General features: G+C 67.5%; 28 protein-coding genes. 8 read left to right on the plus strand and 20 right to left on the minus strand.

Annotated features, from left to right (window positions below):
- Nucleotides 1-55: 55 nt before the first annotated feature.
- The gene (locus ACFV9C_RS26885) at nucleotides 56-1,738 is read left to right on the plus strand and encodes an ABC-F family ATP-binding cassette domain-containing protein (protein ID WP_380197893.1); all 1,683 of its coding nucleotides are present in this window, start codon (nucleotides 56-58) and stop codon (nucleotides 1,736-1,738) included.
- Here the strand turns inward: ACFV9C_RS26885 and ACFV9C_RS26890 are convergent.
- Both ACFV9C_RS26890 and ACFV9C_RS26895 read right to left on the minus strand, forming a co-directional pair.
- On the minus strand, nucleotides 1,735-2,739 hold the full coding sequence (locus tag ACFV9C_RS26890) for a hypothetical protein (protein ID WP_380197894.1): 1,005 nt from the start codon (nucleotides 2,737-2,739) through the stop codon (nucleotides 1,735-1,737). The two genes, ACFV9C_RS26885 and ACFV9C_RS26890, sit on opposite strands and share 4 nt — an antisense overlap.
- A complete protein-coding gene (locus ACFV9C_RS26895) occupies nucleotides 2,736-3,284 on the minus strand; it encodes a TetR/AcrR family transcriptional regulator (RefSeq protein WP_380197895.1) in 549 nt (182 codons plus the stop codon). The genes ACFV9C_RS26890 and ACFV9C_RS26895 overlap by 4 nt, the downstream gene beginning before the upstream one ends.
- Nucleotides 3,285-3,406: 122 nt before the next feature.
- On the opposite strand from ACFV9C_RS26895, the gene ACFV9C_RS26900 reads away from it, so the two are divergent.
- From ACFV9C_RS26900 to ACFV9C_RS26910, 3 genes are all read left to right on the plus strand, one after another.
- Entirely contained in the window at nucleotides 3,407-3,862 is a 456-nt protein-coding gene (locus ACFV9C_RS26900; RefSeq protein ID WP_380197896.1) for a nuclear transport factor 2 family protein, read from the plus strand.
- A gap of 765 nt (nucleotides 3,863-4,627) precedes the next feature.
- Complete coding sequence (locus tag ACFV9C_RS26905) at nucleotides 4,628-5,125, plus strand: SigE family RNA polymerase sigma factor (RefSeq protein ID WP_380197899.1); 498 nt, start codon at nucleotides 4,628-4,630, stop codon at nucleotides 5,123-5,125.
- The gene (locus tag ACFV9C_RS26910) at nucleotides 5,122-5,766 is read left to right on the plus strand and encodes a hypothetical protein (protein WP_380197900.1); all 645 of its coding nucleotides are present in this window, start codon (nucleotides 5,122-5,124) and stop codon (nucleotides 5,764-5,766) included. Before ACFV9C_RS26905 ends, ACFV9C_RS26910 begins: the two co-directional genes overlap by 4 nt.
- A gap of 67 nt (nucleotides 5,767-5,833) precedes the next feature.
- On the opposite strand, the gene ACFV9C_RS26915 is transcribed toward ACFV9C_RS26910, so the two are convergent.
- The 4 genes from ACFV9C_RS26915 to ACFV9C_RS26930 all read right to left on the minus strand — a co-directional run bounded on the left by ACFV9C_RS26915 (nucleotide 5,834) and on the right by ACFV9C_RS26930 (nucleotide 8,477).
- Entirely contained in the window at nucleotides 5,834-6,193 is a 360-nt protein-coding gene (locus tag ACFV9C_RS26915; protein WP_380197902.1) for a hypothetical protein, read from the minus strand.
- Nucleotides 6,193-6,384, minus strand: a complete 192-nt coding sequence (locus tag ACFV9C_RS26920; RefSeq protein WP_380197903.1) for a hypothetical protein — start codon at nucleotides 6,382-6,384, stop codon at nucleotides 6,193-6,195. Before ACFV9C_RS26920 ends, ACFV9C_RS26915 begins: the two co-directional genes overlap by 1 nt.
- 1 nt (nucleotide 6,385) lies before the next feature.
- A complete protein-coding gene (locus ACFV9C_RS26925) occupies nucleotides 6,386-6,844 on the minus strand; it encodes a helix-turn-helix domain-containing protein (protein WP_380197905.1) in 459 nt (152 codons plus the stop codon).
- Between the two features lie 346 nt (nucleotides 6,845-7,190).
- Nucleotides 7,191-8,477: a citrate synthase gene (locus ACFV9C_RS26930; RefSeq protein ID WP_380197907.1), complete on the minus strand. Its 1,287-nt coding sequence runs from the start codon at nucleotides 8,475-8,477 to the stop codon at nucleotides 7,191-7,193.
- Between the two features lie 287 nt (nucleotides 8,478-8,764).
- On the opposite strand from ACFV9C_RS26930, the gene rplM reads away from it, so the two are divergent.
- From rplM to glmM, 3 genes are read left to right on the plus strand one after another with little or no spacing between them, the layout of a single operon-like run.
- Complete coding sequence (gene rplM / locus ACFV9C_RS26935; protein ID WP_131286311.1) at nucleotides 8,765-9,208, plus strand: 50S ribosomal protein L13; 444 nt, start codon at nucleotides 8,765-8,767, stop codon at nucleotides 9,206-9,208.
- Between the two features lie 35 nt (nucleotides 9,209-9,243).
- Complete coding sequence (gene rpsI, locus ACFV9C_RS26940) at nucleotides 9,244-9,765, plus strand: 30S ribosomal protein S9 (protein ID WP_209692871.1); 522 nt, start codon at nucleotides 9,244-9,246, stop codon at nucleotides 9,763-9,765.
- A 7-nt stretch (nucleotides 9,766-9,772) separates the two neighbouring features.
- Nucleotides 9,773-11,119: a phosphoglucosamine mutase gene (glmM, locus tag ACFV9C_RS26945; RefSeq protein ID WP_380197909.1), complete on the plus strand. Its 1,347-nt coding sequence runs from the start codon at nucleotides 9,773-9,775 to the stop codon at nucleotides 11,117-11,119.
- Between the two features lie 29 nt (nucleotides 11,120-11,148).
- On the opposite strand, the gene ACFV9C_RS26950 is transcribed toward glmM, so the two are convergent.
- From ACFV9C_RS26950 to ACFV9C_RS26990, 9 genes are all read right to left on the minus strand, one after another.
- The gene (locus tag ACFV9C_RS26950; protein ID WP_380197910.1) at nucleotides 11,149-12,009 is read right to left on the minus strand and encodes a helix-turn-helix domain-containing protein; all 861 of its coding nucleotides are present in this window, start codon (nucleotides 12,007-12,009) and stop codon (nucleotides 11,149-11,151) included.
- Between the two features lie 4 nt (nucleotides 12,010-12,013).
- Nucleotides 12,014-12,556 (minus strand): DUF6879 family protein, encoded by a 543-nt coding sequence (locus ACFV9C_RS26955; RefSeq protein WP_380197912.1) that lies wholly within the window; start codon nucleotides 12,554-12,556, stop codon nucleotides 12,014-12,016.
- Nucleotides 12,553-12,723 (minus strand): hypothetical protein, encoded by a 171-nt coding sequence (locus tag ACFV9C_RS26960; protein WP_380197913.1) that lies wholly within the window; start codon nucleotides 12,721-12,723, stop codon nucleotides 12,553-12,555. Before ACFV9C_RS26960 ends, ACFV9C_RS26955 begins: the two co-directional genes overlap by 4 nt.
- Before the next feature lie 622 nt (nucleotides 12,724-13,345).
- Nucleotides 13,346-14,146, minus strand: a complete 801-nt coding sequence (locus ACFV9C_RS26965; RefSeq protein WP_380197915.1) for an ABC transporter ATP-binding protein — start codon at nucleotides 14,144-14,146, stop codon at nucleotides 13,346-13,348.
- Nucleotides 14,143-14,985 (minus strand): ABC transporter ATP-binding protein, encoded by an 843-nt coding sequence (locus tag ACFV9C_RS26970; protein ID WP_380197917.1) that lies wholly within the window; start codon nucleotides 14,983-14,985, stop codon nucleotides 14,143-14,145. The genes ACFV9C_RS26965 and ACFV9C_RS26970 overlap by 4 nt, the downstream gene beginning before the upstream one ends.
- Complete coding sequence (locus ACFV9C_RS26975) at nucleotides 14,982-15,890, minus strand: ABC transporter permease (RefSeq protein WP_380197919.1); 909 nt, start codon at nucleotides 15,888-15,890, stop codon at nucleotides 14,982-14,984. Before ACFV9C_RS26975 ends, ACFV9C_RS26970 begins: the two co-directional genes overlap by 4 nt.
- A gap of 12 nt (nucleotides 15,891-15,902) precedes the next feature.
- Nucleotides 15,903-16,892, minus strand: coding sequence for an ABC transporter permease (locus ACFV9C_RS26980; protein ID WP_380197920.1), 990 nt, complete (start codon nucleotides 16,890-16,892; stop codon nucleotides 15,903-15,905).
- Complete coding sequence (locus ACFV9C_RS26985; RefSeq protein WP_380197922.1) at nucleotides 16,892-18,586, minus strand: ABC transporter substrate-binding protein; 1,695 nt, start codon at nucleotides 18,584-18,586, stop codon at nucleotides 16,892-16,894. The genes ACFV9C_RS26980 and ACFV9C_RS26985 overlap by 1 nt, the downstream gene beginning before the upstream one ends.
- 147 nt (nucleotides 18,587-18,733) lie before the next feature.
- Nucleotides 18,734-19,942: an ROK family protein gene (locus ACFV9C_RS26990; protein ID WP_380197923.1), complete on the minus strand. Its 1,209-nt coding sequence runs from the start codon at nucleotides 19,940-19,942 to the stop codon at nucleotides 18,734-18,736.
- 73 nt (nucleotides 19,943-20,015) lie between these two features.
- On the opposite strand from ACFV9C_RS26990, the gene ACFV9C_RS26995 reads away from it, so the two are divergent.
- Nucleotides 20,016-20,876 (plus strand): LacI family DNA-binding transcriptional regulator, encoded by an 861-nt coding sequence (locus ACFV9C_RS26995; protein WP_380197925.1) that lies wholly within the window; start codon nucleotides 20,016-20,018, stop codon nucleotides 20,874-20,876.
- A 77-nt stretch (nucleotides 20,877-20,953) separates the two neighbouring features.
- Here ACFV9C_RS26995 and ACFV9C_RS27000 read toward each other — a convergent pair whose 3' ends face one another.
- From ACFV9C_RS27000 to ACFV9C_RS27020, 5 genes are read right to left on the minus strand one after another with little or no spacing between them, the layout of a single operon-like run.
- A complete protein-coding gene (locus ACFV9C_RS27000; protein ID WP_380197928.1) occupies nucleotides 20,954-22,030 on the minus strand; it encodes a Gfo/Idh/MocA family protein in 1,077 nt (358 codons plus the stop codon).
- Nucleotides 22,023-22,790 (minus strand): ThuA domain-containing protein, encoded by a 768-nt coding sequence (locus ACFV9C_RS27005; protein WP_380197931.1) that lies wholly within the window; start codon nucleotides 22,788-22,790, stop codon nucleotides 22,023-22,025. The genes ACFV9C_RS27000 and ACFV9C_RS27005 overlap by 8 nt, the downstream gene beginning before the upstream one ends.
- Nucleotides 22,791-22,805: 15 nt before the next feature.
- Nucleotides 22,806-23,606, minus strand: coding sequence for a carbohydrate ABC transporter permease (locus ACFV9C_RS27010; protein WP_380197933.1), 801 nt, complete (start codon nucleotides 23,604-23,606; stop codon nucleotides 22,806-22,808).
- Nucleotides 23,607-23,615: 9 nt separating this feature from the next.
- Entirely contained in the window at nucleotides 23,616-24,554 is a 939-nt protein-coding gene (locus ACFV9C_RS27015; protein ID WP_380197935.1) for a carbohydrate ABC transporter permease, read from the minus strand.
- Nucleotides 24,555-24,570: 16 nt separating this feature from the next.
- A complete protein-coding gene (locus ACFV9C_RS27020) occupies nucleotides 24,571-25,800 on the minus strand; it encodes an ABC transporter substrate-binding protein (protein WP_380197937.1) in 1,230 nt (409 codons plus the stop codon).
- Nucleotides 25,801-25,810 lie beyond the last annotated feature (10 nt).

Consider the following 25,810-nt stretch of genomic DNA (forward strand, 5'->3'; position numbering starts at 1 on the left):
GGGCGCCAGGCGATAACCGGTCGCCCGGTCCACGGACTGTTGACAGACTGGGGGAATGGGTCACGTGGATGTCGCCGGGATCGGGTACGAGTTGCCGGACGGGCGGGTGCTGCTGGACGACATCACGTTTCGGGTGGGGGACGGGGCGAAGGTTGCGCTGGTCGGCGCGAACGGGTCGGGCAAGACCACGCTCACGCGGATCATCGCCGGCGACCTGAAACCGCACAGCGGGAGCATCTCGCGGTCCGGCGGGCTGGGCGTGATGCGGCAGTTCGTGGGGTCGGTGCGGGACGAGTCGACGGTCCGGGACCTGCTGCTGGGCGTCGCGCCGGAGGCGATCCGGGCGGCGGCGGCCAAGCTGGAGAAGGCCGAGCTGGCGATGATGGAGGCCGACGACGAGAAGACCCAGCTCAGGTACGCGCAGGCGGTGGTGGACTGGGGCGAGGTCGGCGGGTACGACGCCGAAGTGCTCTGGGACGTCTGTACGACGGCAGCGTTGGGTATCCCGTTCGACCGCTGCCGCTGGCGTGAGGTGAAGACACTGTCCGGCGGCGAGCAGAAGCGCCTGGTGCTGGAGGCGTTGCTGCGCGGGCCGGAGCAGGTGCTGATGCTGGACGAGCCGGACAACTACCTCGACGTACCGGGGAAGCGGTGGCTCGAGGAGCAGCTGCGTACGTCGGACAAGACCGTGCTGTACATCAGCCACGACCGGGAGCTGCTGGCCAACACGGCCACCCGCATCGTCACGGTGGAGCTCGGCGCGGCCGGCAACAACGCGTGGACGCACGGCGGGGGCTTCGCGACGTACCACGAGGCTCGTGAGCACCGGTTCGAACGCTTCGAGGAGCTCCGGAAGCGTTGGGACGAGGAACACGCGAAGCTGCGCGCACAGATGCTGATGTACAAGCAGAAGGCGGCGTACAACTCCGACATGGCGTCGCGGTACCGCGCCTCGCAGACACGGCTGCGCAAGTTCGAGGAGGCAGGCCCGCCGCAGGCGCTGCCGCGCGAGCAGAAGGTCAGCATGCGCCTCACCGGCGGCCGTACCGGTAAGCGCGCCGTTGTGTGCACAGGGCTCGAGCTGACCGGTCTGATGAAGCCTTTCGACTTGGAGGTCTGGTACGGCGAGCGTGTGGCCGTGCTGGGGTCCAACGGGTCAGGGAAGTCGCACTTCCTCCGGCTGCTCGCTACTGGCGGCTCTAACCCGGACGTGGAGCATCAGCCGATCGGGGAGGTGCAGATCGCACCGGTGGCGCATACGGGCAACGCGAAGCTCGGTGCGCGCGTACGGCCTGGCTGGTTCGCGCAGACGCACGAGCACCCTGAGCTGGTCGGTAGGACGTTGCTGGAGATCCTGCACCGCGGTGACGACCACCGTGACGGCATGGGGCGTGAGCTGGCGTCACGGAAGCTGGACAGGTACGAGCTGGCGCATGCGGCCGAGCAGACCTTCGACAGCTTGTCTGGCGGTCAGCAGGCCCGTTTCCAGATCCTCCTGCTCGAGCTGTCGGGTGCCACGCTGCTCCTGCTCGACGAGCCCACTGACAACCTGGACGTCGAGTCCGCAGAGGCGCTGGAGGAGGGCCTGGATTCCTTTGACGGAACAGTCCTCGCCGTGACCCACGACCGCTGGTTCGCTCGCGGCTTCGACCGGTACCTCGTGTTCGGCGCCGACGGCTCCGTCTACGAACCGGACGAGCCCGTGTGGGACGAGGGCCGCGTAGACCGCGCTCGCTAGGGCTGTAGGCACCAGCCGTCGCGGTAGGCGGCCCACTGGTCGTCGGTGGCGGCGAAGTCGACGTACAGGGCCAGGCCGAAGTTCTTGCGGGAGGAGTCGCCCAGTCCGAGGCGGGCGCCGCGTACGGCGGCGCTCACGGTCTCGGCGTGGCCCCAGTGGGCGGCGTTGTTCTCCCAGTACGCCGGGAGCCCGATCAGCAGGTCCGTGGCCGGTGGAGTGACCTCCAGCGCCAGCTCGGTCTGCTTGGCGACGTACCCGCCGTACAGGGACTCCAGCGGCATCGCGGTGTCGTACGTCATCACGGCGATCTGGTCGACGCGCTCGGCGACCTGGCGGAAGTAGTCCTGCGACCACCACTTCTCGACCGGGATCGCGTGCAGGTACCAGAGCGGGTCGATCTGCGCCGCCGCCACCGACAGCGTCGTACCGAGCGCCCGCGTCTCGTCGAGTACGGCGAGGTAGCCCTTCGACCCGGACCGGACCGGCTCGAAGTCGTAGTGGATGCCCTGGAAACCCTGCTGCAGAACGGCTCTCGCCGACGCGACGACCCGCTGGCGCACCGCTGCGTCGTCGAGGTTCATCCCGTGCTCCTTGCCCGGCTGTACGACGTCGCCGAGCCAGGCCTGCACCCGGATGCCGGGCATCGCCGCGTGCACCGCGTCGACGAACCAGCGCGCCTTCGGCGAGACCTTTGCCAGCGGCAACGATCCGTCGTGCTCGAGCGGGCCGGTGTGCACGTACAGGTCGTGGATGCCCGTTCCTTTCAGGCGCTCCGCGAGCGCGCTGACGTCGGCGGCGGTCTTCCGGCCGTCGACCCAGGCGTGGCCGAGCCACAACGCGTCCTGATCCCGTGTCCGGGCGTCCGCGGACGGGTCTCCGGCGTACTGGACTCGGAGCGAGATCGCGTACGTGCCGAGCGGAGCGACCACCAGCAGGACGATCGCCAGGACGACCGCGACCGTGATCCGGCGCGGGCGTGACCAGGATCGCCGGCGTCTCACGTACGCGGCTTCAGGCCGTCGTACACAAGGGCGAGCATCCGGTCCCGTACGTCGGGTTGGAGGCCGGCCGCGGTGGCGCCGCGAGAGGCGCCGATCAGCAGCGCGTACACCTCGGGGAAGTGCGCGTCCAGGCGGACCGCGCCGGCCTTCTGCGCGGCGGTGAGCAGGCCGTCGAACGCCTCCCGCATCCCGCGCCCCGCCGCCCGTGCCTCCTCGCCGGCGGCCGCGCCGGACGCGGTCAGCGCCTCGGCGATCGCCAGCTTGGATGCCGACTCCGACACCACCTGGGTGAAGAACCGGTAGAACGCGGCCCCGGGGTCCGCGCTGCCGGCCAGGTCCAGCGCCCGGTCCCGCAGCCGCTCCAGGCGCAACGTAAGGACCGCCTCGAGCAGCTCGGTCTTGGTCGCGAAGTGCCGGAACACCGTCGCGATCCCGACCCCGGCCAGCTTCGCCACATCGTCCGTCGACGCCCCCGGCGACCGTCCGAAGACGTCGTCCGCCGCCGTCATGATCCTGGCCCGGTTGTCCCGCGCGTCTGCCCGCACCCCAGCTCCCCTCCGTCGCCCTCAGCCTAGAAGACGCCGGGAACCCTTATCCGGTTGTAAACGAAGTTACGACTCCATATATTCGATAGTCGTTACTCCGTTTAACTCCTGTGAGGATTCCGATGACTCCCGAAGAGGTCTTCCTGAAGCTGGTCCACGGCGTCGCCGACCGCGACTTCGCCGTACTGCCCGAGCTGTACGCCGAGCAGACCGACGTCCGGCACCCGATGAACCCGTACGGCGACCACCCGCTGCGCACCCGCGACGCCCTCCGTGAACACTTCGGCGGCGTCGGCCCGCGGGTGACCGAGGTGGTGCGCTTCCAGCCCGACAACATCCGCGTGCACCGGACCGAGGACCCGGAGGTGATCGTCGCGGAGTTCGAGTACGCCGGCACGACCATCGCCACCGGCGAACCGTTCCGGGTGCCCGCGATCTTCGTCCTCCGGGTCCGCGACGGGCTGATCGTGGAGTCCCGCGACTACATCGACCACCTGGCAATGATCCGCGCCCGCGGCCAGGCCGACCAACTCATCACCCACCTCCGGGAACCAGCACCCGCCCCGCCCGCGTCCTAGCCCCCAGAGGCGCCAGACGGCCCCGGACCGAGGCACCAAGCCCGCCCGGGGCCATCTCCAACCCAAACACCACCACCGCCCGCCTTCGGCGGCGTGCGCGGGTGTTGGTGGCGCGCGGGGTGGTCGGCGCCGGGTGCTGTCGCGCCCGGGGCGCTGGAAGCGTGCCACTTGGGGGCACGGGCCGCTGGCTGCGGAGAGGTCGCCGCTGTCTGTTTGGCGCCTCTGGTGGGGTGTGCGCCGACCCGGACCTCAACGACGTCCCGTCCGGCCTGCCCCGCACACGCCGCCCCACCAAGCCCCTACCCTCAACCAAATAACCCAAGCCCGTGTCCGACATGTCCCTTCACACCCTGTCCGACATCTCCCTTCACATCACATGCCGATTCGGGCGGGAGATCCTCCCCAACCTCCACGGCGGCGAGTTACCCGCGTCCCGCGGGTGGTTGTGGTCGGGCGTTTCGGGGTTCACCTCGTAGATGGCGGGCTCGCAGCTTGCCTGCGGGTGGTACAGCCGCTAGTTCACGGGTGGACCTCTCAGCGGGGACGCGCCTGGAGCTCACGGCGTTGGGTTGGGGCGTGGGTCAGACCTCAACGTCTCTGGACGAGGCACTAGGTGGGCGTCTCGGGGTGGACTCGTGGCGGGGTGATTCGGACTGGCGGGCGTTGCACCGTCGGTCGACGCGAGGGGGTTCTGAGAATTGTTCTAGTGTCCCCCAACGTGGTGGGTTGGTTGTTCGTCTGGGGTGGGGAGAGGACGGTGGTGGGATGGCCGACTGGGAGGGGGCGTTTCGGGGGCTGGTGGCGGCTCGGGGTGGGGCGTTGCGTAGTTATGCGCTCCTGCTGACCGGTGATCCCGTGGCGGCCGGTGATCTGGTTCAGGAGGCGCTCACGCGGGTGTTCGGGCGACGCAGGATCGGTGACGACATCGACGAGCTCGAGGCGTACGTCCGGCGCGCGATGCTGAACCAGTACGTCGACAGTCGCCGGCGCCTCAAGCGGTGGCACGCGAAACGGCACCTGCTGATCGACCTGCCCCACCACGACGACGACCGGATCGTGGTCGCGGACGAGGTTCGGAGGGCCCTCGCGACGCTGTCGCCGAAGCAGCGGGCCTGTGTCGTCCTGCGCTATTACGAGGACCTGAGTGTTGCGGAGGTCGCGGATGAGCTCGGCTGTGCCGAGGGCACCGTGAAACGTCACCTGGCGGATGCGAGGGCCAAGCTCGCCGTACAACTCGCCGTCAACGAGGAGAGTGCCCGATGAACGATCTACGAGACCTGCTCCGCGCCGCGGCCGCTGACGGCAGCGACGGGGTCGACCTCGCCGAGGACGCCGTCGCCGAGCGCATCCGGCACCGGCGGGCCCAGCGGCGCCGATTCGAGGCCGGGGGTGTGGCGATCGCCGCCGTGGCCACCATCGCAGGTACGGCGTGGTCCGTCCTCCCCGGCACCGTGCAACCGACCTCGGACACCGGCCAACCGACGGGCACCGGGCAAGCGACGCGCACCGTGCAACCGACGGTTTCCGGGCAGTCGTCGCCCGGCATCGGGCAGTCGTCGGCTGTGAGCGGATCGGCAACTCCGCGCATCGTCACGTCGGACTACGACGGTCTCAGCGGAATGGAGGCAGCCCTGTACGCCACGTTGGTCCTCGACGCGAACGGGTGCGTTCGCCCCAGCGCGGGCGGCCCTGCGGTGACACTCGTGTGGCCCCGCGGGTACACGGTCAAGGGCGATGCTCAGTCGTTCGAGATCCTCGACTCCGGCGGCCAGGTGGTCGCGCGGTCCGGCGTACCCATCACCATCGGCGGTGGCGGCGTCGACCACTTCCAGGACACCTGGACAGGCCGGGACTGCCTCGCCGGCCACCTCTGGATGGTCGGCAACATCAGCCCCGCGCGGTAGTCGACCAGGCCGCCCTCATGCGCTTGCCTGGCGGCTATTTAGATCGTCAGCTGTTTTGTCCCTGGACTCAGCCGCGCAGTGCGGCAACGCTGCCGATCAGGCCCAGGTGCTCAAGCGAGCCGAGCACGTCTTCGACTGTGCCGGGTGGGTTTCTCCAAGCGTCGGCCATGCGCTGGACCTGGGCGTAGACCGCCTGCTGATTGCGGTCGATCAGGTCGAGCATGAAGTCGTCCGCGGCTTGCGCCTCGATGTTCCAGATTGCCAGTTTCGTGGGCGGGAAGTCCTTCGTGTTCTCGGTGACGATGACCTGGGCGTTGGCCTTGATCGCGGCGGCGAGTACGTGCCTGTCGTCCACGTCAGGTAGATCGAGAAACTCGATCAGCGGCTCGTACCCGGTGACGGCCGCGTCTCGGATCGCCCTGTTCATCACTGTCGGGTCCGATCGAGTCTGGCCGAGTCGAGGTCGGGCCGATTCTTCTTGAGGTTGCGGAAGGTCTCGTCGAGGATCTGCTCGGTCCACTTGGCTTGGACCAAACCTGCCTGCGCGACCCGGATGAGCAGGTCGCGCAGGCTGTTCGGGTAGAGAACGTTGGCGTCGTAGACGGCGATGAGCGGCACGTCAGGACAGGCCCATGTCCTGATTGAGCTCTGTCAGCTCGTCCGCGACCTGGCGGCGCTGCTGATCGTCCTTGCGTTTGTAGTTCATCAAGGAGGCGGCCTGCACCCGGCGGTGTTTTCCTACCTTCCGATACTCGATCTCGCCGGCTTCCAGCAGCCCGATGAGGTAGGGCCTGGAGACGTTCAGCAGATCGGCTGCTTGCTGAGTCGTGAGTTCAGCGTGGGCCGGGACCACCGACACGCCTTGGCCGGCGGCCATGTGTGCGAGGATCCGCGCCAGGAGTTCGACGGCGCCCCGTGGCAGGGACAGGGTGTTGTCCGGGTCACCGCCGACCACCACGCGGATGTCGTGCTCGTCGGCGTGGGTGGACAGGTAGCGCTTGACGCGACGCACTGCGATGTCGGCTGCCTCGATCGCAGTGGCGTCCGGGGGTATCGGGGTGCGTTGTGTGGCACTCATGTCTGCTCCTTGTGCGGATCGCCGGGCCTCATCAACCGACCACAACTGAAGTATCCGCAATAAACGCAGTAAACGCAATCAATGGCTCGGACTCCATGATGGACAGCAGAGCCTGGCTCTCGACCACGGTGAGGGTGAGTTGCCGAAGCGCTGAGGGGCGTGGGTCATCAGATCGTCGGCTTGCGAGCCCGTCGAGGGCATGTCGTCGGCGCCGGTCACCTCCAGTCGTATCCACGCGTCGCGCCAATGAGTCAGCCGCCGCGAAGCGGGGTCCGTTTCGCGGGACGACACAAAAGAAACAGCCGCCGCGAAACGGTCGGTTTCGTGGCGGCTGTTGGGAGTGGGGTCAGCGGTCGCCCATCGGGACGTACTGGACGCCGCGCGCCCCGGTGTAGATCTGCTTCGGGCGGGCGATCTTCTGGTCGCTGTCGCCGAGCATCTCCAGCCACTGGGCGAGCCAGCCGGAGGTTCGCGGGATCGCGAACAGGACGGTGAACATCTCCGGCGGGAACTGCAGCGCCTCGTAGATCAGGCCCGAGTAGAAGTCGACGTTCGGGTAGAGCTTCCGGGAGACGAAGTACTCGTCCTCGAGCGCGATCTTCTCCAGCTCGACGGCGATCTTGAGCAGCGGGTTGATCCCGGTGACCTCGAAGACGTCGTCGGCGGCCTTCTTGATGATCTTGGCGCGCGGGTCGTAGTTCTTGTAGACCCGGTGGCCGAAGCCCATCAGCCGCTCTTCGCCGTTCTTCACGCCCTCGATGAACGCCGGCACGTTGTCGACGGTGCCGATCCGGCGGAGCATCTTCAGCACGGCCTCGTTGGCGCCGCCGTGCAGCGGGCCGTAGAGCGCCGCGATGCCGCCGGTGACCGCGCTGTACGGGTCGACCTGGGTCGAGCCGATCGCCCGGACCGCGTTGGTGGAGGCGTTCTGCTCGTGGTCGGCGTGCAGGATGAACAGGATCTCGAGCGCCCGCACCAGCCGGTCGTCGGCGGCGTACTTCGGCTCGCTCATCTTGAACAGCATCGACAGGAAGTTCGCGGCGTAGCTGAGCTCGTTGTCCGGGTAGACGTACGGCTTGCCCTGCGCGTGCCGGAACGCGAACGCGCCCAGCGTCGGCATCTTCGCGATCAGCCGGCGGATCTGCAGCGCCCGCGACTCCTCGTTGAAGATCTCCCGCGACTCCGGGTAGAACGTCGACAGCGCGCCCACCGAGGCGAGCAGCATGCCCATCGGGTGCGCGTCGTACCGGAAGCCCTGCATGAAGGTCTTCAGGTTCTCGTGCACGAACGTGTGATACGTCACGTCGTGCGCCCACGCCTCGTACTCCGCCTTGTTCGGCAGCGCGCCGTTCACCAGCAGGTACGCGACCTCGAGGTAGTTGGACTGCTCGGCGAGCTGCTCGATCGGGTACCCGCGGTACTCCAGGATGCCCTTGTCGCCGTCGATGAAGGTGACGGACGACCGGGTCGAGGCGGTGTTGACGAAGCCCGGGTCGTAGGTGGCCAGGCCACCGTCGCCGTCGGTTGCACTGATCTGCTTGAGATCTGCGGCACGGATGGTGCCATCGGTGATGGCAAGGTCGAAGTCCTTGCCGGTCCGGTTGTCCCGGACGGTGAGCGACTGTTCGGTCACGATGCCCTCTTCGGAAGCTGGCGTCATCGCCTGGATGAATGAGGGTAGATCAGCCGGCGGGACGCGGGTCTGGACTGCAATCTTCACCGCTAAACTAGTGCGGTCCTCAGCTCGTTCCAAGCCGGGGTCGGTTCGGCGGGTCAGCTCACTTTGACCCGCGCGTGCCGTCACCGGTATTCTGGGCTGCTGTTGTGCGTATCAGGTCCAGTACAGACGTCTGTCTTGTCGGTTGACCGCTCGCCGACGTCCAGTTCTAGTCAATCTCTGAGAAACGAAGGTCAACGACCGTGCGCACGTACAGCCCGAAGCCTGCTGACGTCACTCGCGAGTGGCACGTGATCGACGCCACCGACGTCACGCTCGGTCGGCTCGCCGTCCAGATCGCAACCCTGCTGCGCGGCAAGCACAAGCCGACGTTCGCCCCGCACGTGGACGGTGGCGACTTCGTCGTCGTCGTCAACGCCTCCAAGGTGGCCCTGTCCGGCACCAAGCGGACCGACAAGCTGGCCTACCGCCACTCGGGTCACCCGGGTGGTCTGACCGCGACGCCGATCGGCGAGATCCTCGACAAGGACCCGCGTAAGGCCGTCGAGAAGGCCGTCTGGGGCATGCTGCCGAAGAACCGCCTGAGCCGGAAGCTGCTCACCAAGCTGAAGGTGTACGCCGGTCCGGAGCACCCGCACACGGCCCAGCAGCCGAAGCCGTTCGAGATCACCCAGATCGCCCAGTAAGCGATCGACGAACCAGGTAAACGAGGATTCACAGCGTGAGCGACATCACCACCGAGACCGAAGAGCTCGACACCGAGGTCCCCATCGACACCGAGGGCCCGGTCGCCTACACCTCCGAGACCAACCCGGCTCCGGAGCAGCGCGCCGAAACGGGTCGGGTCGCGGTCATCAACCCGGCCGGCGCCACTGGTCGCCGCAAGGAGGCCGTCGCCCGCGTGCGGATCGTCCCGGGCACCGGCAAGTGGAAGATCAACGGGAAGGACCTCGACGTCTACTTCCCGAACAAGGTCCACCAGCAGCACGTGAACGAGCCGTTCGTCGTCGCGGGCCTCGAGGGCTCGTACGACGTGATCGCCCGGATCAACGGTGGCGGCATCACCGGCCAGGCCGGTGCGCTGCAGCTCGGCGTGGCCCGCTGCCTGAACGCGGCGGACCTCGAGGCGAACCGTCCGGGTCTGAAGAAGGCCGGTCTGCTCACCCGCGACGCGCGGATCAAGGAGCGCAAGAAGGCCGGTCTCAAGAAGGCCCGTAAGGCGCCTCAGTACAGCAAGCGCTGATCATCTGATGGGGCGTTTGTTCGGTACGGACGGAGTCCGTGGCCTGGCGAACGTGGACCTGACCGCGGAGCTGGCGCTCGACCTCTCGGTCGCGGCAGCTCACGTACTCGGCGAGGCCGGTGCCTTCGAAGGGCACCGGCCACGCGCCGTTGTGGGCCGGGATCCTCGTGCCAGTGGTGAGTTCCTCGAAGCCGCCGTGGTCGCTGGTCTTGCCAGCGCCGGCGTCGACGTCGTCCGGCTCGGCGTACTGCCGACCCCGGCCGTCGCGTACCTGACCGGTTCGACCGGTGCCGACCTCGGTGTGATGTTGTCCGCGAGCCACAACCCGATGCCGGACAACGGCATCAAGTTCCTGGCCCGCGGCGGGATCAAGCTCGACGACGTGATCGAGGACGCCATCGAGGCCCGGATGGGCGAGTCGTGGCAGCGCCCGACCGGTGCGGCCGTCGGTCGGGTGACCGACGACGGACAGGGCTTCGAGACGTACGTCTCGCACCTGGTCCGCTCGGCGCCGAACCGGTTCGACGGGCTGAAGGTCGTCATCGACTGCGCGAACGGCGCCGCCTCGGAGACCGCTCCGGAGGCGCTCCGCCGGCTGGGCGCCGAGGTGATCACGGTCGGCGCCTCGCCGGACGGCCTGAACATCAACCTGAACTGCGGATCCACGCACATCGACGGCCTGCAGCGTGAGGTCGTCGGGCACCGCGCCGACGTCGGCATCGCGCTCGACGGCGACGCGGACCGCTGCCTGGCGGTGGACGCGAACGGCGAACTCGTCGACGGCGACCAGATCCTCGCCGTACTGGCGCTGGCGATGCGGGACAGCGGCCGGCTGTCGAACGACACCGTGGTCGCGACCGTGATGAGCAACCTGGGCTTCGTCCAGGCGATGGTGCGCGAGCGGATCGCGGTCGAGCAGACCAAGGTCGGCGACCGGTACGTGCTCGAGGCAATGAAGGCGGGCGGTCACAAGCTCGGCGGTGAACAGTCCGGGCACGTGATCCTCTCCGACCACGCCACCACCGGCGACGGCACCCTCACGGCGGTCAACCTGCTCGCCCGGGTGGCCCAGACCGGCAAGAGCCTGGCCGACCTGGCCGGCGCGATGACCCGCCTCCCGCAGGTCCTCGTCAACGTCAAGAACGTCGACAAGACCCGCGCCGGCACCGACCCGGCAGTCCAAACCGCCGTCACCGAGGCCACCACCCGCCTAGGCGACACCGGCCGAGTCCTCCTCCGCCCCTCCGGCACCGAGCCCCTCGTTCGCGTCATGGTCGAAGCCGAGTCCTCCGACACGGCCCACGAAATAGCCCACACGCTCGCCGACGTGGTCGCCACTTCCCTGAAGCTCTGAAAGATGCGCCGGAGAAATCCGGCGCACTTTTATGTCTGAAGCTCCGCGCGAAGCGAACTCAGGAAGTCCGAGAGTTGCTGCCCGACCAGGGCAGACTCCCGCAGTACGGCGTACTGCCGTCGATAGATGTCCACGTCCGCCGGCCGTTCGACCGTCAGGTAGGCGTGCATCGTCTCGACCTGTACGAACGGTTCGCCGTCGTCGACCTCCTCGTTCAGAGTGAACCCGTGCCAGGGAATCGCGCGCGCTTCGACCTCCAGCGGAACGACGCCGATGGTCACGTTGCTGAGCGTCGCCACGCTGGCGATGCGATCCAGTTGTGCAACCATCAGCTCGCGTGGTCCGGGCCGCCATCTGACGGCCGCCTCGGTCAGGATGAACTCGAACCTGTGCGACTGGTCGTACAGAATCTGCTGTCGATCAAGCCGCCGCTGTACAGCCGCCGCATAGTCCTGCTCGCCGGTCAGATCCGACGCAATGAAGACGAGCCGCGCATACTCGGCCGTCTGCAGCAGCCCAGGAACCAGCGACGACAGGAAGGACAGTCGTGTCCTGACTGTCGCTTCTCGCAGTCGAACTTGCTCTTGCATGTCGGCGAAGCTGACTTCCTGCATGAACTCTTGCCAGCCATCGGTCTGGTTGAGCGCCTCCTCGGTGGCCGAGACCATGCGCTCCAGACGGTCGGTTGCGCCGGACTGCTCCAGCCACTGAATGAGCTCAGGGATGGAGGCAAGAGCCTCACCACGTTCGATCCGACTGACCCTCGACTGACTCATGCCCGTGCGCTGGGCAAGCTGCCGCCCACTCACGCCCGCCAGCGCTCGGAGCCGTCTCAACTCGGCCCCGAGGCGCTGCCGTGGAGTTCTTGGGGTTTGGGCAGACGTACTCACTCAGCTATAGGTCCGCTTTCCGTTCGGCGAGGTAGGTGTTCAAGTCCACCGCGTGCTGCAGGACGAGTTCACGCTCCGTCCGACAGCGTTCGAGTACTGCGACCTCGGTGGTGTGGTCGAAGCCTACGAAATGCCCTTCGTCGTCATAGTGCATCAGTACGGCGTAAGCCTCCGGCGAGTCGGCGTCGAACAGCCAGAAATCTTCACCCAGCTCGGACAGCGACTCGTCTGCCGCCCGATCCGCGATGTTGATCTGCTCGCCGGCCGCCTGCGATTCGACGTACCCCTCAAGCTCGTATCGCAAGTACTCCGACAGCGGGTGATCGACGACGTGGACTCGCTCCCAGCTCTTGCCGGCGACCGTCGTCACGGCGATCCGGGCCAGCCACGGCGAGGTCCGCACCGAGCGCACCGAACGAGCCGTACCTTCCCGGAACGCCTTCAGCCGCTCATCTTCCGAGCTGACTGCATACTGCTGGAGATTCTCGAGCCGGAACACATCCGAGGTGAACCGATCGAAGTGGGCATCGAAATCGTCGAAGTTCACCCGGCGACTCCGTCTTGCACCTTCTTGGCGTACTCCAGCAAAAGTTCTCTCGGCACCAGGACTACCGTTTCGTGGGCGGGCATCTTGCTCAGCTGCGCCAGAGCGTCGGCATCAACCAACTGCGCACCCTGCACCGCCACGAGTGAACCGTCGTCGGTGTCGAACACGTTGGGGCAGGGGCCTTCATCACATGGCCCAGCACGGTGGATGAGTCGCATCTCGCCTCCGGTGATTCGAAATGAGTCAGCTCGTCAACGCTGGCAGATGTGCGGTCGGTGGTCAACCCATTCTGGCCCGCTTGACAGGATGCATGGGAGGCGATCATCCTCAGGACTTGTGAGTCAAAACGAGTCACTCGATCAGGTTGAAGAATCGCCCAGCGGCGCGTGGCCGACGCTCCGGCCGTCGCGGGCGGAACCCTGCGGCGGCGCGAACCCCGAGACCGGCCGCAGCTGTGTCCTCGGTTATCACCACGGTTATCACCGCGACGCCGCCGGCGCCGAATGGCTCGATGCCGAGTAGGCCCCCGATCGCAGAGGCGTGCGTGCCGAGCCCTGCCCTCCACACACGTCTCTGCATCCAACACCGCTCTTTCAGGACAGGATTCCGTGCTAGGTGTTCCAGCGCTTCGTGGCGTTGCGGGCCTCGACGGGCGACCAGATATAGACGGCGGGCAGTAGCACGAAGCCGATCACCCAGAACAGACTCGACGTGCACGAAGCACCCAGCTGTCACCCACAGGCCGACTCTCACCCAGCCAAACCATCTATATCCTCTGTTCTTCTCTGCCTACTGCTTGAGTTGGGTGAGGCGGCGTTCTGGGGCGGGGGCGGCTTCGGCTAGGAGTTTGGTGTAGGGGTGTTGGGGGGTGAGGATCACGTTGTCGGCGGGGCCTTGTTCTACTACCTGGCCTTGGTAGAGGACCATGATTTCGTCGCTGAAGTGGCGGGCGGTGGCCAGGTCGTGGGTGATGTAGAGGACGCCTAGGTTTTCCTCGCGTTGGAGGGTGGCCAGGAGGTTCAGGACGCCTAGGCGGATGGAGACGTCGAGCATCGAGACCGGCTCGTCGGCGACCAGGATGGCTGGTTCGGGGGCCAGGGCTCGGGCGATGGCTATGCGTTGGCGTTGGCCGCCGGAGAGTTCGTGGGGTTTGCGGTGGGCGTAGGTTTCGTCGAGGCGGACGCGGTGGAGGAGTTCTACCACGCGCTCGTCGACCTGGGCGCCGGTGAACGTGGGGTGGTGGAGTTTCATCGGGCGGGCCAGGTGGTGGGCGATCGAGTGGTACGGGTTCAGTGACGCGAACGGGTCCTGGAACACCATCTGGACGGCCTTGCGGTACGTCGCTGCCGCCGCGCCGCGGTACTGCATCGGTTGGCCGTCGACGAGGATCTCGCCGGACGTCGGGCGCTCCAGTTGCAGCAGGAGCTTCGCGATCGTGGACTTGCCGGAGCCGGACTGGCCGACCAGTGCGATCGTCCGGCCGGGCTGCAGGTCGAAGCTGACCTTGTCGACCGCACGCAGCCGCCTGGTCCGCAGGCCGTTGCGCAGCCGGTACTCCTTCACCACGTCGCGCATCTCAAGCGCGCTCATACTGCCTCCTCGACGCCGGTGCGGACAAAGGCACCGCGTTCACCGGTAAGGCTCGGGAACGACGACAGCAATCGCTTCGTGTACGGGTGCTGGGGCTTGGTGTACAACGTCAGCGCATCCTCCAGTTCGACGATCACGCCCTCCCGCATCACCGCGATCCGGTCGCTGATCTCCAGCAGCAGCGGCAGGTCGTGGGTGATGAAAACGACCGCGAACCCGAGCTCGGCCCGCAGCCGGGTGATCTCCCGGAGGATCTCCCGCTGTACGACGACGTCCAGCGCGGTCGTCGGCTCGTCCATGATCAGGACCTGCGGTTCGAGTGCGAGCGCCATCGCGATCATCACGCGCTGCCGCATCCCGCCGGACAGCTCGTGCGGGTACGCGCGGAGCCGGTCGCGGTCGACGCCGACCCGTTCGAGCAGCTCGCCGCAGCGTTCGCGCCGTTCCGTCTTGCCCAGCTCGGGCCGGTGCGTGAGGAAGACGTCCTCGAGTTGCTCGGAGATCCGCAGTACCGGGTTGAGCGAGTTCATCGCGCCCTGGAAGACCATCGCGATCTTGTCCCAGCGGAACGCGCGCAGGTCGTCGCCGGTCAGCGCCGACAGGTCGAGGTCGTACCCCTCGCGGGACGAGAACAGCACCCGCCCGCCGGTGATCCGGGCCGGCGGCTTCAGCAGCCGGGTGATCGCGTACGCCAGGGTGGACTTTCCGCACCCGCTCTCTCCCGCGAGACCGAGGATCTCGCCGCGCTCCAGAGTGAGCGACACCTCGCGTACGGCGTGCACGGTGGTCTCGGCGAGGTAGTCGATGCTGAGGTCCTCGATGCTCAGGACGGCGGTCATGCCTGCACGCTCCACTTGTTGCGTTCGGCGCGCGTCTGCGAGCGCAGCTTCGGGTTGATGATTTCGTCGATCGAGAAGTTGATCAGCGACAGCGCCGCGCCGAACAGTGCGATCGCGAGCCCCGGCGGTGCGAACCACCACCACGCGCCGAGCCGCAGAGCGAGCCCGTTCTGCGCGTAGAACAGCATCGTGCCCCAGGTGAACGACCCGGACGCGCCGAGCCCGAGGAACGACAGCCCGGCCTCGCCGAGGATCGCGAAGATCACCGCGAACACGACCTGCGAGGCGAGCAGCGGGATCAGGTTCGGCAGGATCTCGACCAGCAGGATCCGCCAGCGTTTCTCGCCGCCGATCCTTGCCGCGAGCACGTAGTCCCGGCTGCGGACGCTGAGCGTGAATCCGCGCAGTACCCGGGCGGATCCGGCCCAGCTGGTGATCGCGAGTACGGCGGCCACCAGCCAGATCGACTTGTTCGGTACGTAGCTGGAGATCACGATCACCAACGGCAGCCCGGGGATCACCAGCATGATGTTGGTGAACAAGGAGAACGCCTCGTCCGCCCAGCCGCCGACGAACGCGCCGACGACGCCGAAGAACGAGGACAGCAGGAGTGTGATCGCACCGACCACGACGCCGATGATCAGCGAGCCGCGGGTGGCGTACGCGAGCTGCGCGAAGACGTCCTGCCCGCTCTGCGTCGTACCGAGCAGGAAACCGTTGCCCGGGCCGGCCAGACCGACGTCGCGGACCGTCGACGGATTGCCGACCAGGAACGGGCCGAGTACGCCGAACAGGACGATCACACCGGCGATCGTCAGGCCGACCGCCAGCTTGAGCGTCATCGGCGGCAGCCGGCGCCGGGACGGGGTCGCGACGGCGACCGCCCCTTCAGTGGTGACAGTCATGGAGCCCCTTCCTCAGGACCGCGCGCGCGTGCGGGGGTCGATGACGCCGTACAGGAGGTCGACGAGCAGGTTCGCGCCGAGGACGGCGAGCGTGATGATCAGGAACACGCCCTGCATCAGCGCGTAGTCGTTGTTGCCGACGGCAAGCAACAGCGCGGACCCGATGCCCGGGTACCCGAACACCGCCTCGGTCACGATCGACCCGGCGACCACGAAGCCGAGCGAGATCGCGAACCCGGACACCGACGGCAGAATGGCGTTCCGGGCCACGTAGCGGGACCGGATCCGGCGCGGCGTCAGGCCCTTCGCCTCGGCGGTCACGACGAAGTCCTCGGACAGCGTCGAGACCATCATGTTCCGCATCCCGAGCATCCAGCCGCCGATCGACGAGATCACGATCGTCAGGGCGGGCAGCGCCCCGTGGTACAGCACCGACTGCAGGAACGGCAGGCTCCAGCCGGGCGTCACGGAGTACACGTCGTACCCCCCGCTCAGCGGGAACACCGGCCAACTGCTGGCCAGCAGGAAGAGCAGCAGCAGCGCGAGCCAGAAGTACGGCACTGACTGCAGCATCGTGGTGAACGGGATCAGGTTGTCGATCCACGAGCCGCGCCGCCAGCCGGCCGCGCGGCCGAGCAGGATCCCGACCGCGAACGAGATCACGGTCGCGATCCCGATCAGCCCGACCGTCCACGGCAGCGTCTGCCCGATCACCTGCGAGACCGGCGCCGGGAAGTACGCGATCGACGTACCGAGGTCGCCGGTGAGCAGGTGGTGCAGATACCGCCAGTACTGCGTCCAGAGCGAGGAGCTGGTGTCCGTGCCGAGCAGCGCCTGGATCGCGGTCCGGGTGGTCGGCGTGACCGGGCCTTTCGTCGCGAGCTTCGACAGCATCAGGTCGACCGGGTTCCCCGGCATCAGCCGGGGAATCAGGAAGTTCAGCGTCAGCGCCGCCCAGAGCGCGACCACGTAGAAGGCGAGTTTCCGGAGCAGGTAGCGCATCAGCTGGCGGGCTTGATCGTCTTGAGGACGATGCCGGCGTCCCACGCCTTCCATGCCGCGGGCAGCACGTACAGGTTGTCCTTGGTCGGCCAGCCGGTCGCGCGCGAGGTGTTGAACTCGGTGAGCATCGAGTTCACGTACACGGGGATGTACGGCAGCTGCTCTGCGACAATGCCCTGGATCTTCGCGTACGCCGCCTTCTGCGCGGCCTGGTCCGTCGTACCGGCGGCCGCCGTGAGCGCGGCGTCGACGGCCGGGTTCGAGAAACGGGACTGGTTACCGGCCGAGGCGCTCTTGCCGACCGGCGCGGTGTTCGTGGTGGCGAGCTTGCTGTCGTAGGTGAAGTACGGGTTCGTGGACGCGCCGAGGCCGACCGAGTCCAGCGACAGCTGGAACTTGCCGTTGGTCTGCGCGGCGTTCCACTCGTTCCACGACACCTGGCTCGGCTTCAGCTCGATGCCCACGGCGGCGAGCTGCTGCTTGAGGGTGTCGTTGATCAGGATGTAGTCGCTCCACCCGGTGACGGTCTGCACGGTCAGCGACAGCCGCTTGCCGTCCTTCGTCCGTACGCCGTCGCCGCCCTTCGTCCAGCCGGCCGCGTCGAGGGCCTTGTTCGCCGCGTCGGTGTCGGCGCTCTGCGGGAGCTTCGCCGTACCGGCCTCCGCGATCCACTGGTCGTCGCGGCCCGGGAGCAGCATGGTCGGCGAGCCGACGCCCGCGACGCCGCCGCCGGCCAGCTTCGCCAACTGCTCGCGGTTCATCGCCAGGTAGATCGCCTTGCGTACGGCGGGATCGGTCTGCGGGCCGGTGCAGCCGAGGGCGGAGTTCGAGCAGGTCACGATGACGGTCGTCATCACGGGCGTGTTCACGTACGTGAGGTTCTTGCCGGACTTCATGATGTTGTCGATGCCCGGCAGGTACGCGCTCGCCCAGTCGACCTTGCCCGCGACGAGAGCGGCGCTCGCGGCATCCGCGGACGTGACCGGGAGGTACCGCACCTCCTTGATCGTGGGCTTGCCCGCCTCCCAGTACTGGTCGTTCTTGGTCAGTACGAAGCTCTGCGGCGTGTAGGACTTCACCTTGAACGGGCCGGTGCCGACCGGGTCCTTGTTCAGGTTCGTCGTCGGGTCCTTGATGTCCTTCCAGATGTGCTCGGGCACGATCGCCTGGTTGGCGAGCACGGCCGGCTCCTGCATCAGCGACTTGGACTTGAACGTCAGTACGGCGGTGTCGTCGGAGGTCGCCTTCGCGGTCGCGGCGAGGCCGGACGGGTTCAGCGCGGTCGTCTTCGCGACCAGGTTGAACGTGAAAGCGACATCCTTCGCGGTGAACGGCTGGCCGTCGTTCCACTTCACGTCGTGCCGCGTCTTGATCGTCAGCTCGGTGCCGGCGGCGTTCCAGGAGAAGCTCGACGCGAGGACGGGCGTGGGCTCGGACTGCTTCGCGAAGTTGTACCAGTACAGCGGCTCGTAGATGACGCCGAGCGTCGGCTGCAGCGCCGTACTGCTGAACGGGTTGAAGTTCTCGGTGGTGATGTCGCCGGCCGCGACCGTGATCGAGGCGTCCTTGGTGGTGCCTTGGTTGCCGGTGGCGGCGCCGTTGCAGGCGGCGAGCAGGACGGCGGTGGCGGTCGCGACGGCAGCGGCGCTCACCAGGCGCCGGCCGCGGGTTCGGTTCGTCGGGTTCCGGAGCATTGATCAATTCCTTTCCAACGCGGTCTTCGAACGCGTCACCCGGCACCCGCCAGGGAAGCTGGCCGTAACTTAGTTCGCCTAACAAAGAAGGCGCAAGAGGTCAGCGCGGTAACGATTTCGACACCGGGAGTGGCTGGAAAGGGGTTGCTAGGCGGAGATCGCGCGCTCGGAGCGCAGCATCATCAGCGCGGCGCCGATCGCGGCCGCGTCGTGACCGCGCTCGTCCAGCACGACCTCGGTGTTCACGGCCCGGCCGAAGGCAGAGCTCATGATCCGGTCCTGGATGATCGGCAGGTAGATCGTCCCGGCCACCGCGAACGCCGGGCCGGTCAGCACCAGTAGCTGGACGTCGTACATGTTGGTGATCGTCTGCGCGCCGAGCGCCAGCCAGGACGCCGAGTCCTTCAGGATCGCCTCGGCGCGCGAGTCCCCGGTCAGCGCCAGTCGGGCGATGGCGGCGAACGCCGCGACCCCGGTACGGCGCTGGGATCCGAGGTCGAGGCCCGCGGCCCGGGCCTTGGCGACGACCGTGGCCGGACCGGCGATCGCCTCGAGGCAACCAGTACTCCCGCACCAGCACTGCGGGCCGCCGATCTGCACGCAGATGTGGCCGACCTCGCCGGCGTTGCCGTGCGCGCCCTGGTAGACGTGGCCGTTCAGGCGCAGGCCGGAGCCGATGCCCTCGCTCATGAACAGTCCGGCCATCACCGACACGTCGTGGCTGGTGGTGAGCCTCGTCCCCGCGGCGGCCGCGGTCGCGTCGTTCTCGAGCAGCGCCGGCAGGCCGAGCCGCTCCTCCAGGCGCTGGTGGATCGGGAAGCCGACCCAACTCGCCATACTCGGCGGCGCCGAGGTGACGCCCAGGTTGCGGATCAGCGGGCCGGGGCAGACGAACCCGAGTCCGAGGATCAGGCCCGGGTCGACGCCGGCCCGCTCGATCAGCTCGGTGGTCTCGGCGGCGATCCGCTCCACCACCTGCTCCGGGTCGCTCTCGTCGCCCGGACCGGCCCGCCGCCAGCGCGCGAGCACCCCGCCCGCGTAGTCGACCAGCACGTACGTCAGGCTGTCGGGGCTCAGGTGGACGCCGACGACGTACCGGGCGGCGGCGCGAATCCGGAGCAGCGTGCGCGGCTTGCCGCCGGTGGACGAGCCGCGGCCGGCCTCGTCGACCAGGCCGTCGTCGATCAGCCGCCGGACCAGCGTGGTGACCGAAGGGGCGGTGAGGCCGGTGATCTGGGTGAGCTCGACCCGGCTGACCGTGCCCGCGGAGCGGATGCTGTCCACAATGAGCGCACGGCTGTTCGTCGGAGCCGGGTCGTAACCCGGGGCGTACGACGCGTCGCCGGCCCGCTGCATAGGAACATCCGCAATCTGTCGAGTTTGTTAGGTCTGTGAATATAGTGGCTTCGGTGGCCTTGGAGGGCAGTGTATGCATGAGCGGATCGCGGGGCTGGTCCTGGCGCGTCCCGGGCGGTTGCTCGGGATGGAGCCGTTCATGGCCGATGTCGTCCAGGGGATCGAAGAGGTCTTCGCCGGGCGCGGCTGCAGTCTGCTGATCGAGTTCGCCGCGGACATTACCGCCGAGATCGAGATCTGGCGGCGCTGGGTGCCGAACCGGCACGTCGACGGCATCGTGATGGTGGACCTGCGGGCGACCGATGCGCGGCTGGAGGAGTTGCAGCGGCTCGGCGTACCGGCGGTGCTGCTCGGCGGGCCCGAGCTGAAGGCGCCGATCACGAACGTGCTGGTCGACAACGCCGAGGGGGCCCGGGCGGCGGTACGGGCGCTGGCGGATCTCGGGCACGCCGACATCGCGCGGGTGAGCGGGCCGCGGGACATGCTGCACTGCCAGGCGCGGGACGACGCGTTCATGGCGACGTGCGCCGAGCGGGACGTGCGGGCGCGGGTGATCGAGGGCGACTACTCGGAGGACTCCGGGCGGGACGCGATGGCGCAGTTGCTGACCGGGAGCCGGGTGCCGACGGCGGTTGTCTACGACAACGACCTGATGGCGATCGGCGGACTCGCGGCAGCCAAGGAGTTGGGGGTGGCGGTCCCCGAGCAGCTATCGGTGATCGCCTGGGACGACACCGCGGTGGCGCGGTTGGCCACACCACCGCTCAGCGTCGTCACCGTGGACGTCCACGGCCTGGGCACGATCGTCGGCGAAGCAATCCTCAACGTCATCCAGGGCGCAGCCCCCACCACCTACCAGGTCCCCAAACCCACAATCCGCCTGGACCGCTCCACCGCGCCGCCGGCGCCGGTCGCCCCGTCAGGGTCGCGGTAGAGCTCGCTCCCATCTCCCCACACCACGGCGCTGCTACCTCCCCCGCGCCGCGCCGCGCCGCGGAGCGGCGCGGGGGGTTAGGCGAGGCCGACCGCGGCTAACGGGTTCGTCCAGGATTTGAGGGCGGCGAGTAGGTCGGGGTTTTGGGTGGTGGAGAGGGCTTCGGTGTGGGCTTCGGTGATGATGTCGGTGATGCGGACCGGTACGCCGGTGTTCGCGGAGCGTACGGCGGCTTCGACCATGGCGAGGCTGATCACGTTCGAGTGGACCTCGGACTGGGGCGTGGTCGACGTACGGACGGCGTTGACGAACTCGACCAGTGAGCCGGCGATCTCTTCGGGTTCGTCCCCGAGCGGTGCCGGTACGTCGGGTTCCGCCACCGGGGCGTTGTCGCCGTCCCAGGTTGCTGTACCGCCGGGGGTGCTGGCCCGCCACAGGCCGTTCCACGATGTTTCGAGGCCCGGTGCGCACCAGCTGCCGACGAAGGTGAAGCGGGTGCCGTCGGCGTACGTGAAGATGGCGGACGCCGCCGCGTTGCCGTCGAACCAGCTCCAGGACGGGTTGTACGAGTCGCAGTACACCGAGACAGGCTCCGACCCGATCAGCTTGCGGGACAGGTCGAACTGGTGGATCGCCATGTCGACGAGCAGCGGCTCGGCCATCCGTTCGCGGAAGCCGCTGAAGTGCGGGGCCTTGTAGAACTCGCAGGACAGCGTCCCGATCGGCCCGAGCTCGGCGAGCTGCCGCTGGAACGCGTCGACTGCCCGGAAGTACCGCCGGGACTGCGAGACCATCAGCAGCTGCCCGCTGACCTCGGATGCAGCCGCCATCTGCAGACATTCGCGGACCGTTTCGGCCAGCGGTTTCTCACACAGTACTGGGACTCCGCGGAGGAGTGCTTCTACGCTGACTTTCGGATGCGCTACCGGCACAGTCACGTCGATGAGTGCCTCGAAATCAACAGCAAGTTCATCGATCGAGGCGGCGACGGGTACGTCGGGGTGGCCGTTCTCGTCGGCTGCGGCGCGGGCGACGTTCACGTCGAGGTCGATCAGCCCGACCAGTTGCACGGACGGGTTGGCGGCGATGGTGCGCAGCCAGGCGCGGCCCATGCCGCCGGCGCCGACCTGCAGCAGGCGGAGGGGTTCAGGCATCGGCAGGCTCCTCGATGGGTCCGGTGTACCCGTGTCCGTGGAAGAAATCGTCGGTCTCGTAGCGCAGCAGCGTCGGCAGTTCCCGCTGGGGTAGGTCGGTCCGAGCCCAGGCGGCGCCGTTCGCGATCACCTTACGGACGTCCTTGTGGTGGTATACGGGGTAGTCCTGGTCGCCGGGGGAGAAGTAGAAGATCTTCCCGTGCCCGCGGCGGAACGTGCAGCCGGAGCGGAACACCTCGCCGCCGGAGAACGAGGAGACGAAGATCAGCTCGTCCGGCACCGGGATGTCGAAGTACTCGCCGTACATCTCCTGCTGCTCGATCTCGATCGGGTGCGGCACGCCCTGGGCGATCGGGTGCGTGGGGTTGACCGTCCAGACCAGCTCACGATCGCGCTCACTGCGCCAGCGCAAGGTGCACGTCGTACCCATCAGCTTCCCGAAGATCTTGGACCAGTGGCCGGAGTGCAGCACGACCAGCCCCATCCCCGACAGCACGTGCTGGTATACCCGGTCGACCACCTTGTCGTCGACCTCACCGTGCGCGGCATGCCCCCACCACACGAGGACGTCGGTCTCGGCGAGAACGTCCTCGGTCAGACCGTGTTCGGGTTCGTCCAGTGTCGTGGTGGAGACCTGCGCGCCGGGCAGGTTCTCGGCGATGCCGGCCGCGATCGTCGAGTGCATGCCGTCGGGATAGATCTCCCGGACGTGCGGCTCGACCTGCTCGTGCCGGTTCTCGCCCCAGACCAGTATCTTCATCGTTGTCCTTAAGGGTTATTTGACGGCTCCGCCGATGGCACCGGCGGCGATGTACTTCTGTGCGGCGACCAGCAGCACGACGGCCGGGACCGCGGACAGCACCGCGGTCGCCATCACCGCATTCCAGTTCTGCACCTGGGTGCCGAGGTACTGGTAGATCCCGAGCGTCACCGGCCGCACGCCGCCCTTGGTGGTCAGCGTCAGCGCGAACAGGAAATCGCTCCAGGAGAACAGGAAACTGAACAGGCCGGCGGTGATCAGCGAGTTCTTGCTGATCGGCAGCACGATCGCCACGAACGCCCGGAACAGCCCGGCGCCGTCCACCCGCGCCGCCTCCACCAGCGACGGCGGCAGCGAGAGCATGAACGACCGCAGGATCAGGATCGCGAACGGGATCCCGCTCGCGCAGTTCGCGATGATCAGGCCCGGGATCGAGTTCAGCAGCCCGATCCGCTCGTACGCCGTGTAGAGCGCGTTCGCGATCACGATGCCGGGGATCATCTGCGAGATCAGGATCGCCAGCAGCCCGATCGACACCCAGCGGGACCGGAACTGCGAGAGCGCGTACGCACACGGCGTCGCGATCGCGAGACTCAGGACGACGGTTCCGGCCGCGATGATCAGGCTGGTGACGAGGTTCCCGCCTTGCTCGTCGAGCGCCCGTTTGTAGCCGGAGAACGTCGGATGCAACGGCAGGAAGCCGGCCGTCAGCGTGTTTCCGGACGGCTGCAGCGAGGCGTTCAGCATCCAGTAGACCGGGAACAGCATCACGCACAGGATCAGCACGCCGATGATGGTGTACGCCGTACGTCGCATCGTGCCCTCCTACTCGTCGACGGCGCGACGGGTGCCGCGCAGGTAGAAGATCGCGAACACGAACGAGATCGCGATCAGGATGTTGGACAACGCCGCGCCCTGGCCGAACCGGAAGTCCACGAACGACTTCTCGTAGGACTGGGTGGCCAGCGTCTGTGTCGCGTTCGCCGGGCCGCCGCCGGTCAGGCCGAGGATGATGTCCAGGACCTTGATCGTGTAGACGACGCCGAGCATCAGCAGCACGCTCGCCACCGAACGCAGGTTCGGCCAGGTGATGTACCAGAACGAGCGCCACCCGGTCGCACCGTCCAACTGGCCGGCCTCGTACAACTCGTCCGGGATCTCCGCGAGACCGGAGTACAGCAGCGTCACGTTGAACGGGATGCCGATCCAGATGTTCACGCCGATCACCGCGATCAGCGCGACCGACGGCGAGTTCAGCCACGGCACCGGGTCACCGATCAGGTGCAACCCGATCAGCGTCCGGTTCAGGATCCCGCTGTCCTGCTCGAGGATCGACCGCCAGGTCGCACTCGACACGATCAGCGGCAGCAGCCACGGCAGCAGCAGCAACGACCGCAGTACGCCGCTGAGTGGGAAACGGTTGCGGAAGAACAGCGCGAGTCCGAGCCCGATCGCGAACTGGAACGCGATCGAGCCGATCGTGAACAGCGCCGTGTTCAGCATCGCGTCGGAGAACAGCTTGTCGGTCACGACCGTCTTGTAGTTCTGCAGGCCGACCCAGGGCGCGACGCCGGTGAAGAAAGTCTTCAGCCCGTAGTCCTGCAGGCTCATCAGCAGGTTCTTCACCACCGGATAGCCGAACAGCGCGAGCATCGCGACCGCGGCCGGCAGTACGAACATCACCTTGGTCAGGCTCTCGCCCCGGTAGTGCCGGCCGCGCACCTTCGCGCGGCCGGTCACCCTGGTCCGTGTGAGCGTCACCATATTGTCATCCCGCCGATCAGCCGCCGGACGCCTGCTTGAACGCGTCCTGCGCGGTGGCCTTGCCGGTCAGCGCCAGCTGGATCGCCTGGTAGATGACCTTGGCGGCGTCCGGCCACTTGTCACCCAGCTTGCCGGTCCGCGCCCGGGCGGTCTTCACCTGCTCGGCGAAGGCCTTCATCGACGGGACATCCTTGGCGTACTGGTCGAGCAGCGCGAGCTTGGTCGGGAGAGTGAACCGGGCCTTCGCCCAGGCCAGTTCGTTCTCGTCCGAGTTCAGGCACTTCACGAAGTCGGCAGCCTTCTGCTGCTTGGCCTGGTCCTTGTTCAGCGGGACCGTCCAGGCCTCACCGCCGAGCGGCGCGACCGGAGTCTGGTCCGGCTTGTTCAGCGGGAACGTGACCACGTCCCACTTGATCTTCGGATTCTTGTTCAGCGCCGGAATCTGCCACGGGCCGTTGACCATCATCGCGGTCTTGCCGGCGATGAACTGGTCGTTGACGTCGCCCTGGGTCCAGTTGATCACGCTCTTCGACGCGGAGCCGTCCTTCACGAGATCCACCCACAGTTGCAGGGCTTCCGCCACCTGCGGGCTGTTCAGGTCGGTCTCGTCGCCGCCGTTCGTCCACATCGCCGGGAGGAACTGCCAGGACCCTTCGTACGTCGCGTTCGCGTTGAAGGCCATCCCGTACCGGCCGGGCTTGGTGAGCTTCTTGGCTGCCGCCTTCAGCTCGTCCCAGGTCTTCGGCGGCTGGACGCCGGCCTCGGCCAGCATGTCCTTGTTGTAGAACAGCGCGATCGTGTTCGTCACCGGCGCCAGCCCGTAGAGCTTGCCCTGGTACGACGTCGCGTCGACCATGCCCTTGATGACGCCGTCGCCGTTCAGGCCCATGTCGTTCAAGGGCGCCAGCGCACCGGTCGCGGCGATCTGCTGGACGTCGGGGTTGTCGAGCATCAGTACGTCGGGCAGCGTCTTCGACGACGCCTGCTGCAGCACCTTCTGGATCAAGGTGTCACCAGGCACCGTCTCCCGCTGGATCGTGATGCCGAGCTGTGTCGCGCAGCCGTCGAGTCCCTTCTGGACCAGGGACTTGTCCGGATCGTTGTTGTAGTAGTCCAGGATCGTGAGGCTCTTGACGCTGTCGCCGGAGCCGGCCGCCTGGCCGCCGCCGTTGTTGCCGCAGGCGCCGAGCAGGAGCGACACCGTCGTCGCACCCGCCAGCGCGGCGGCGATCCGCTTGCTGATCATGACATCGGAC

This window comes from Kribbella sp. NPDC059898 (assembly GCF_042730855.1).
Taxonomy (GTDB): Bacteria; Actinomycetota; Actinomycetes; order Propionibacteriales; family Kribbellaceae; genus Kribbella.

Coding starts and splice junctions, on each gene's coding strand:
- ACFV9C_RS26885 (WP_380197893.1), top strand. CDS start 56: ATGGGTCACGTGGATGTCGCCGGGATCGGGTACGAGTTGCCGGACGGG.
- ACFV9C_RS26900 (WP_380197896.1), top strand. CDS start 3,407: ATGACTCCCGAAGAGGTCTTCCTGAAGCTGGTCCACGGCGTCGCCGAC.
- ACFV9C_RS26905 (WP_380197899.1), top strand. CDS start 4,628: ATGGCCGACTGGGAGGGGGCGTTTCGGGGGCTGGTGGCGGCTCGGGGT.
- ACFV9C_RS26910 (WP_380197900.1), top strand. CDS start 5,122: ATGAACGATCTACGAGACCTGCTCCGCGCCGCGGCCGCTGACGGCAGC.
- ACFV9C_RS26915 (WP_380197902.1), bottom strand. CDS start 6,193: ATGAACAGGGCGATCCGAGACGCGGCCGTCACCGGGTACGAGCCGCTG.
- ACFV9C_RS26925 (WP_380197905.1), bottom strand. CDS start 6,844: ATGAGTGCCACACAACGCACCCCGATACCCCCGGACGCCACTGCGATC.
- glmM (WP_380197909.1), top strand. CDS start 9,773: ATGGGGCGTTTGTTCGGTACGGACGGAGTCCGTGGCCTGGCGAACGTG.
- ACFV9C_RS26965 (WP_380197915.1), bottom strand. CDS start 14,146: ATGAGCGCGCTTGAGATGCGCGACGTGGTGAAGGAGTACCGGCTGCGC.
- ACFV9C_RS26970 (WP_380197917.1), bottom strand. CDS start 14,985: ATGACCGCCGTCCTGAGCATCGAGGACCTCAGCATCGACTACCTCGCC.
- ACFV9C_RS26975 (WP_380197919.1), bottom strand. CDS start 15,890: ATGACTGTCACCACTGAAGGGGCGGTCGCCGTCGCGACCCCGTCCCGG.
- ACFV9C_RS26980 (WP_380197920.1), bottom strand. CDS start 16,892: ATGCGCTACCTGCTCCGGAAACTCGCCTTCTACGTGGTCGCGCTCTGG.
- ACFV9C_RS26985 (WP_380197922.1), bottom strand. CDS start 18,586: ATGCTCCGGAACCCGACGAACCGAACCCGCGGCCGGCGCCTGGTGAGC.
- ACFV9C_RS26990 (WP_380197923.1), bottom strand. CDS start 19,942: ATGCAGCGGGCCGGCGACGCGTCGTACGCCCCGGGTTACGACCCGGCT.
- ACFV9C_RS26995 (WP_380197925.1), top strand. CDS start 20,016: ATGCATGAGCGGATCGCGGGGCTGGTCCTGGCGCGTCCCGGGCGGTTG.
- ACFV9C_RS27000 (WP_380197928.1), bottom strand. CDS start 22,030: ATGCCTGAACCCCTCCGCCTGCTGCAGGTCGGCGCCGGCGGCATGGGC.
- ACFV9C_RS27005 (WP_380197931.1), bottom strand. CDS start 22,790: ATGAAGATACTGGTCTGGGGCGAGAACCGGCACGAGCAGGTCGAGCCG.
- ACFV9C_RS27010 (WP_380197933.1), bottom strand. CDS start 23,606: ATGCGACGTACGGCGTACACCATCATCGGCGTGCTGATCCTGTGCGTG.
- ACFV9C_RS27015 (WP_380197935.1), bottom strand. CDS start 24,554: ATGGTGACGCTCACACGGACCAGGGTGACCGGCCGCGCGAAGGTGCGC.
- ACFV9C_RS27020 (WP_380197937.1), bottom strand. CDS start 25,800: ATGATCAGCAAGCGGATCGCCGCCGCGCTGGCGGGTGCGACGACGGTG.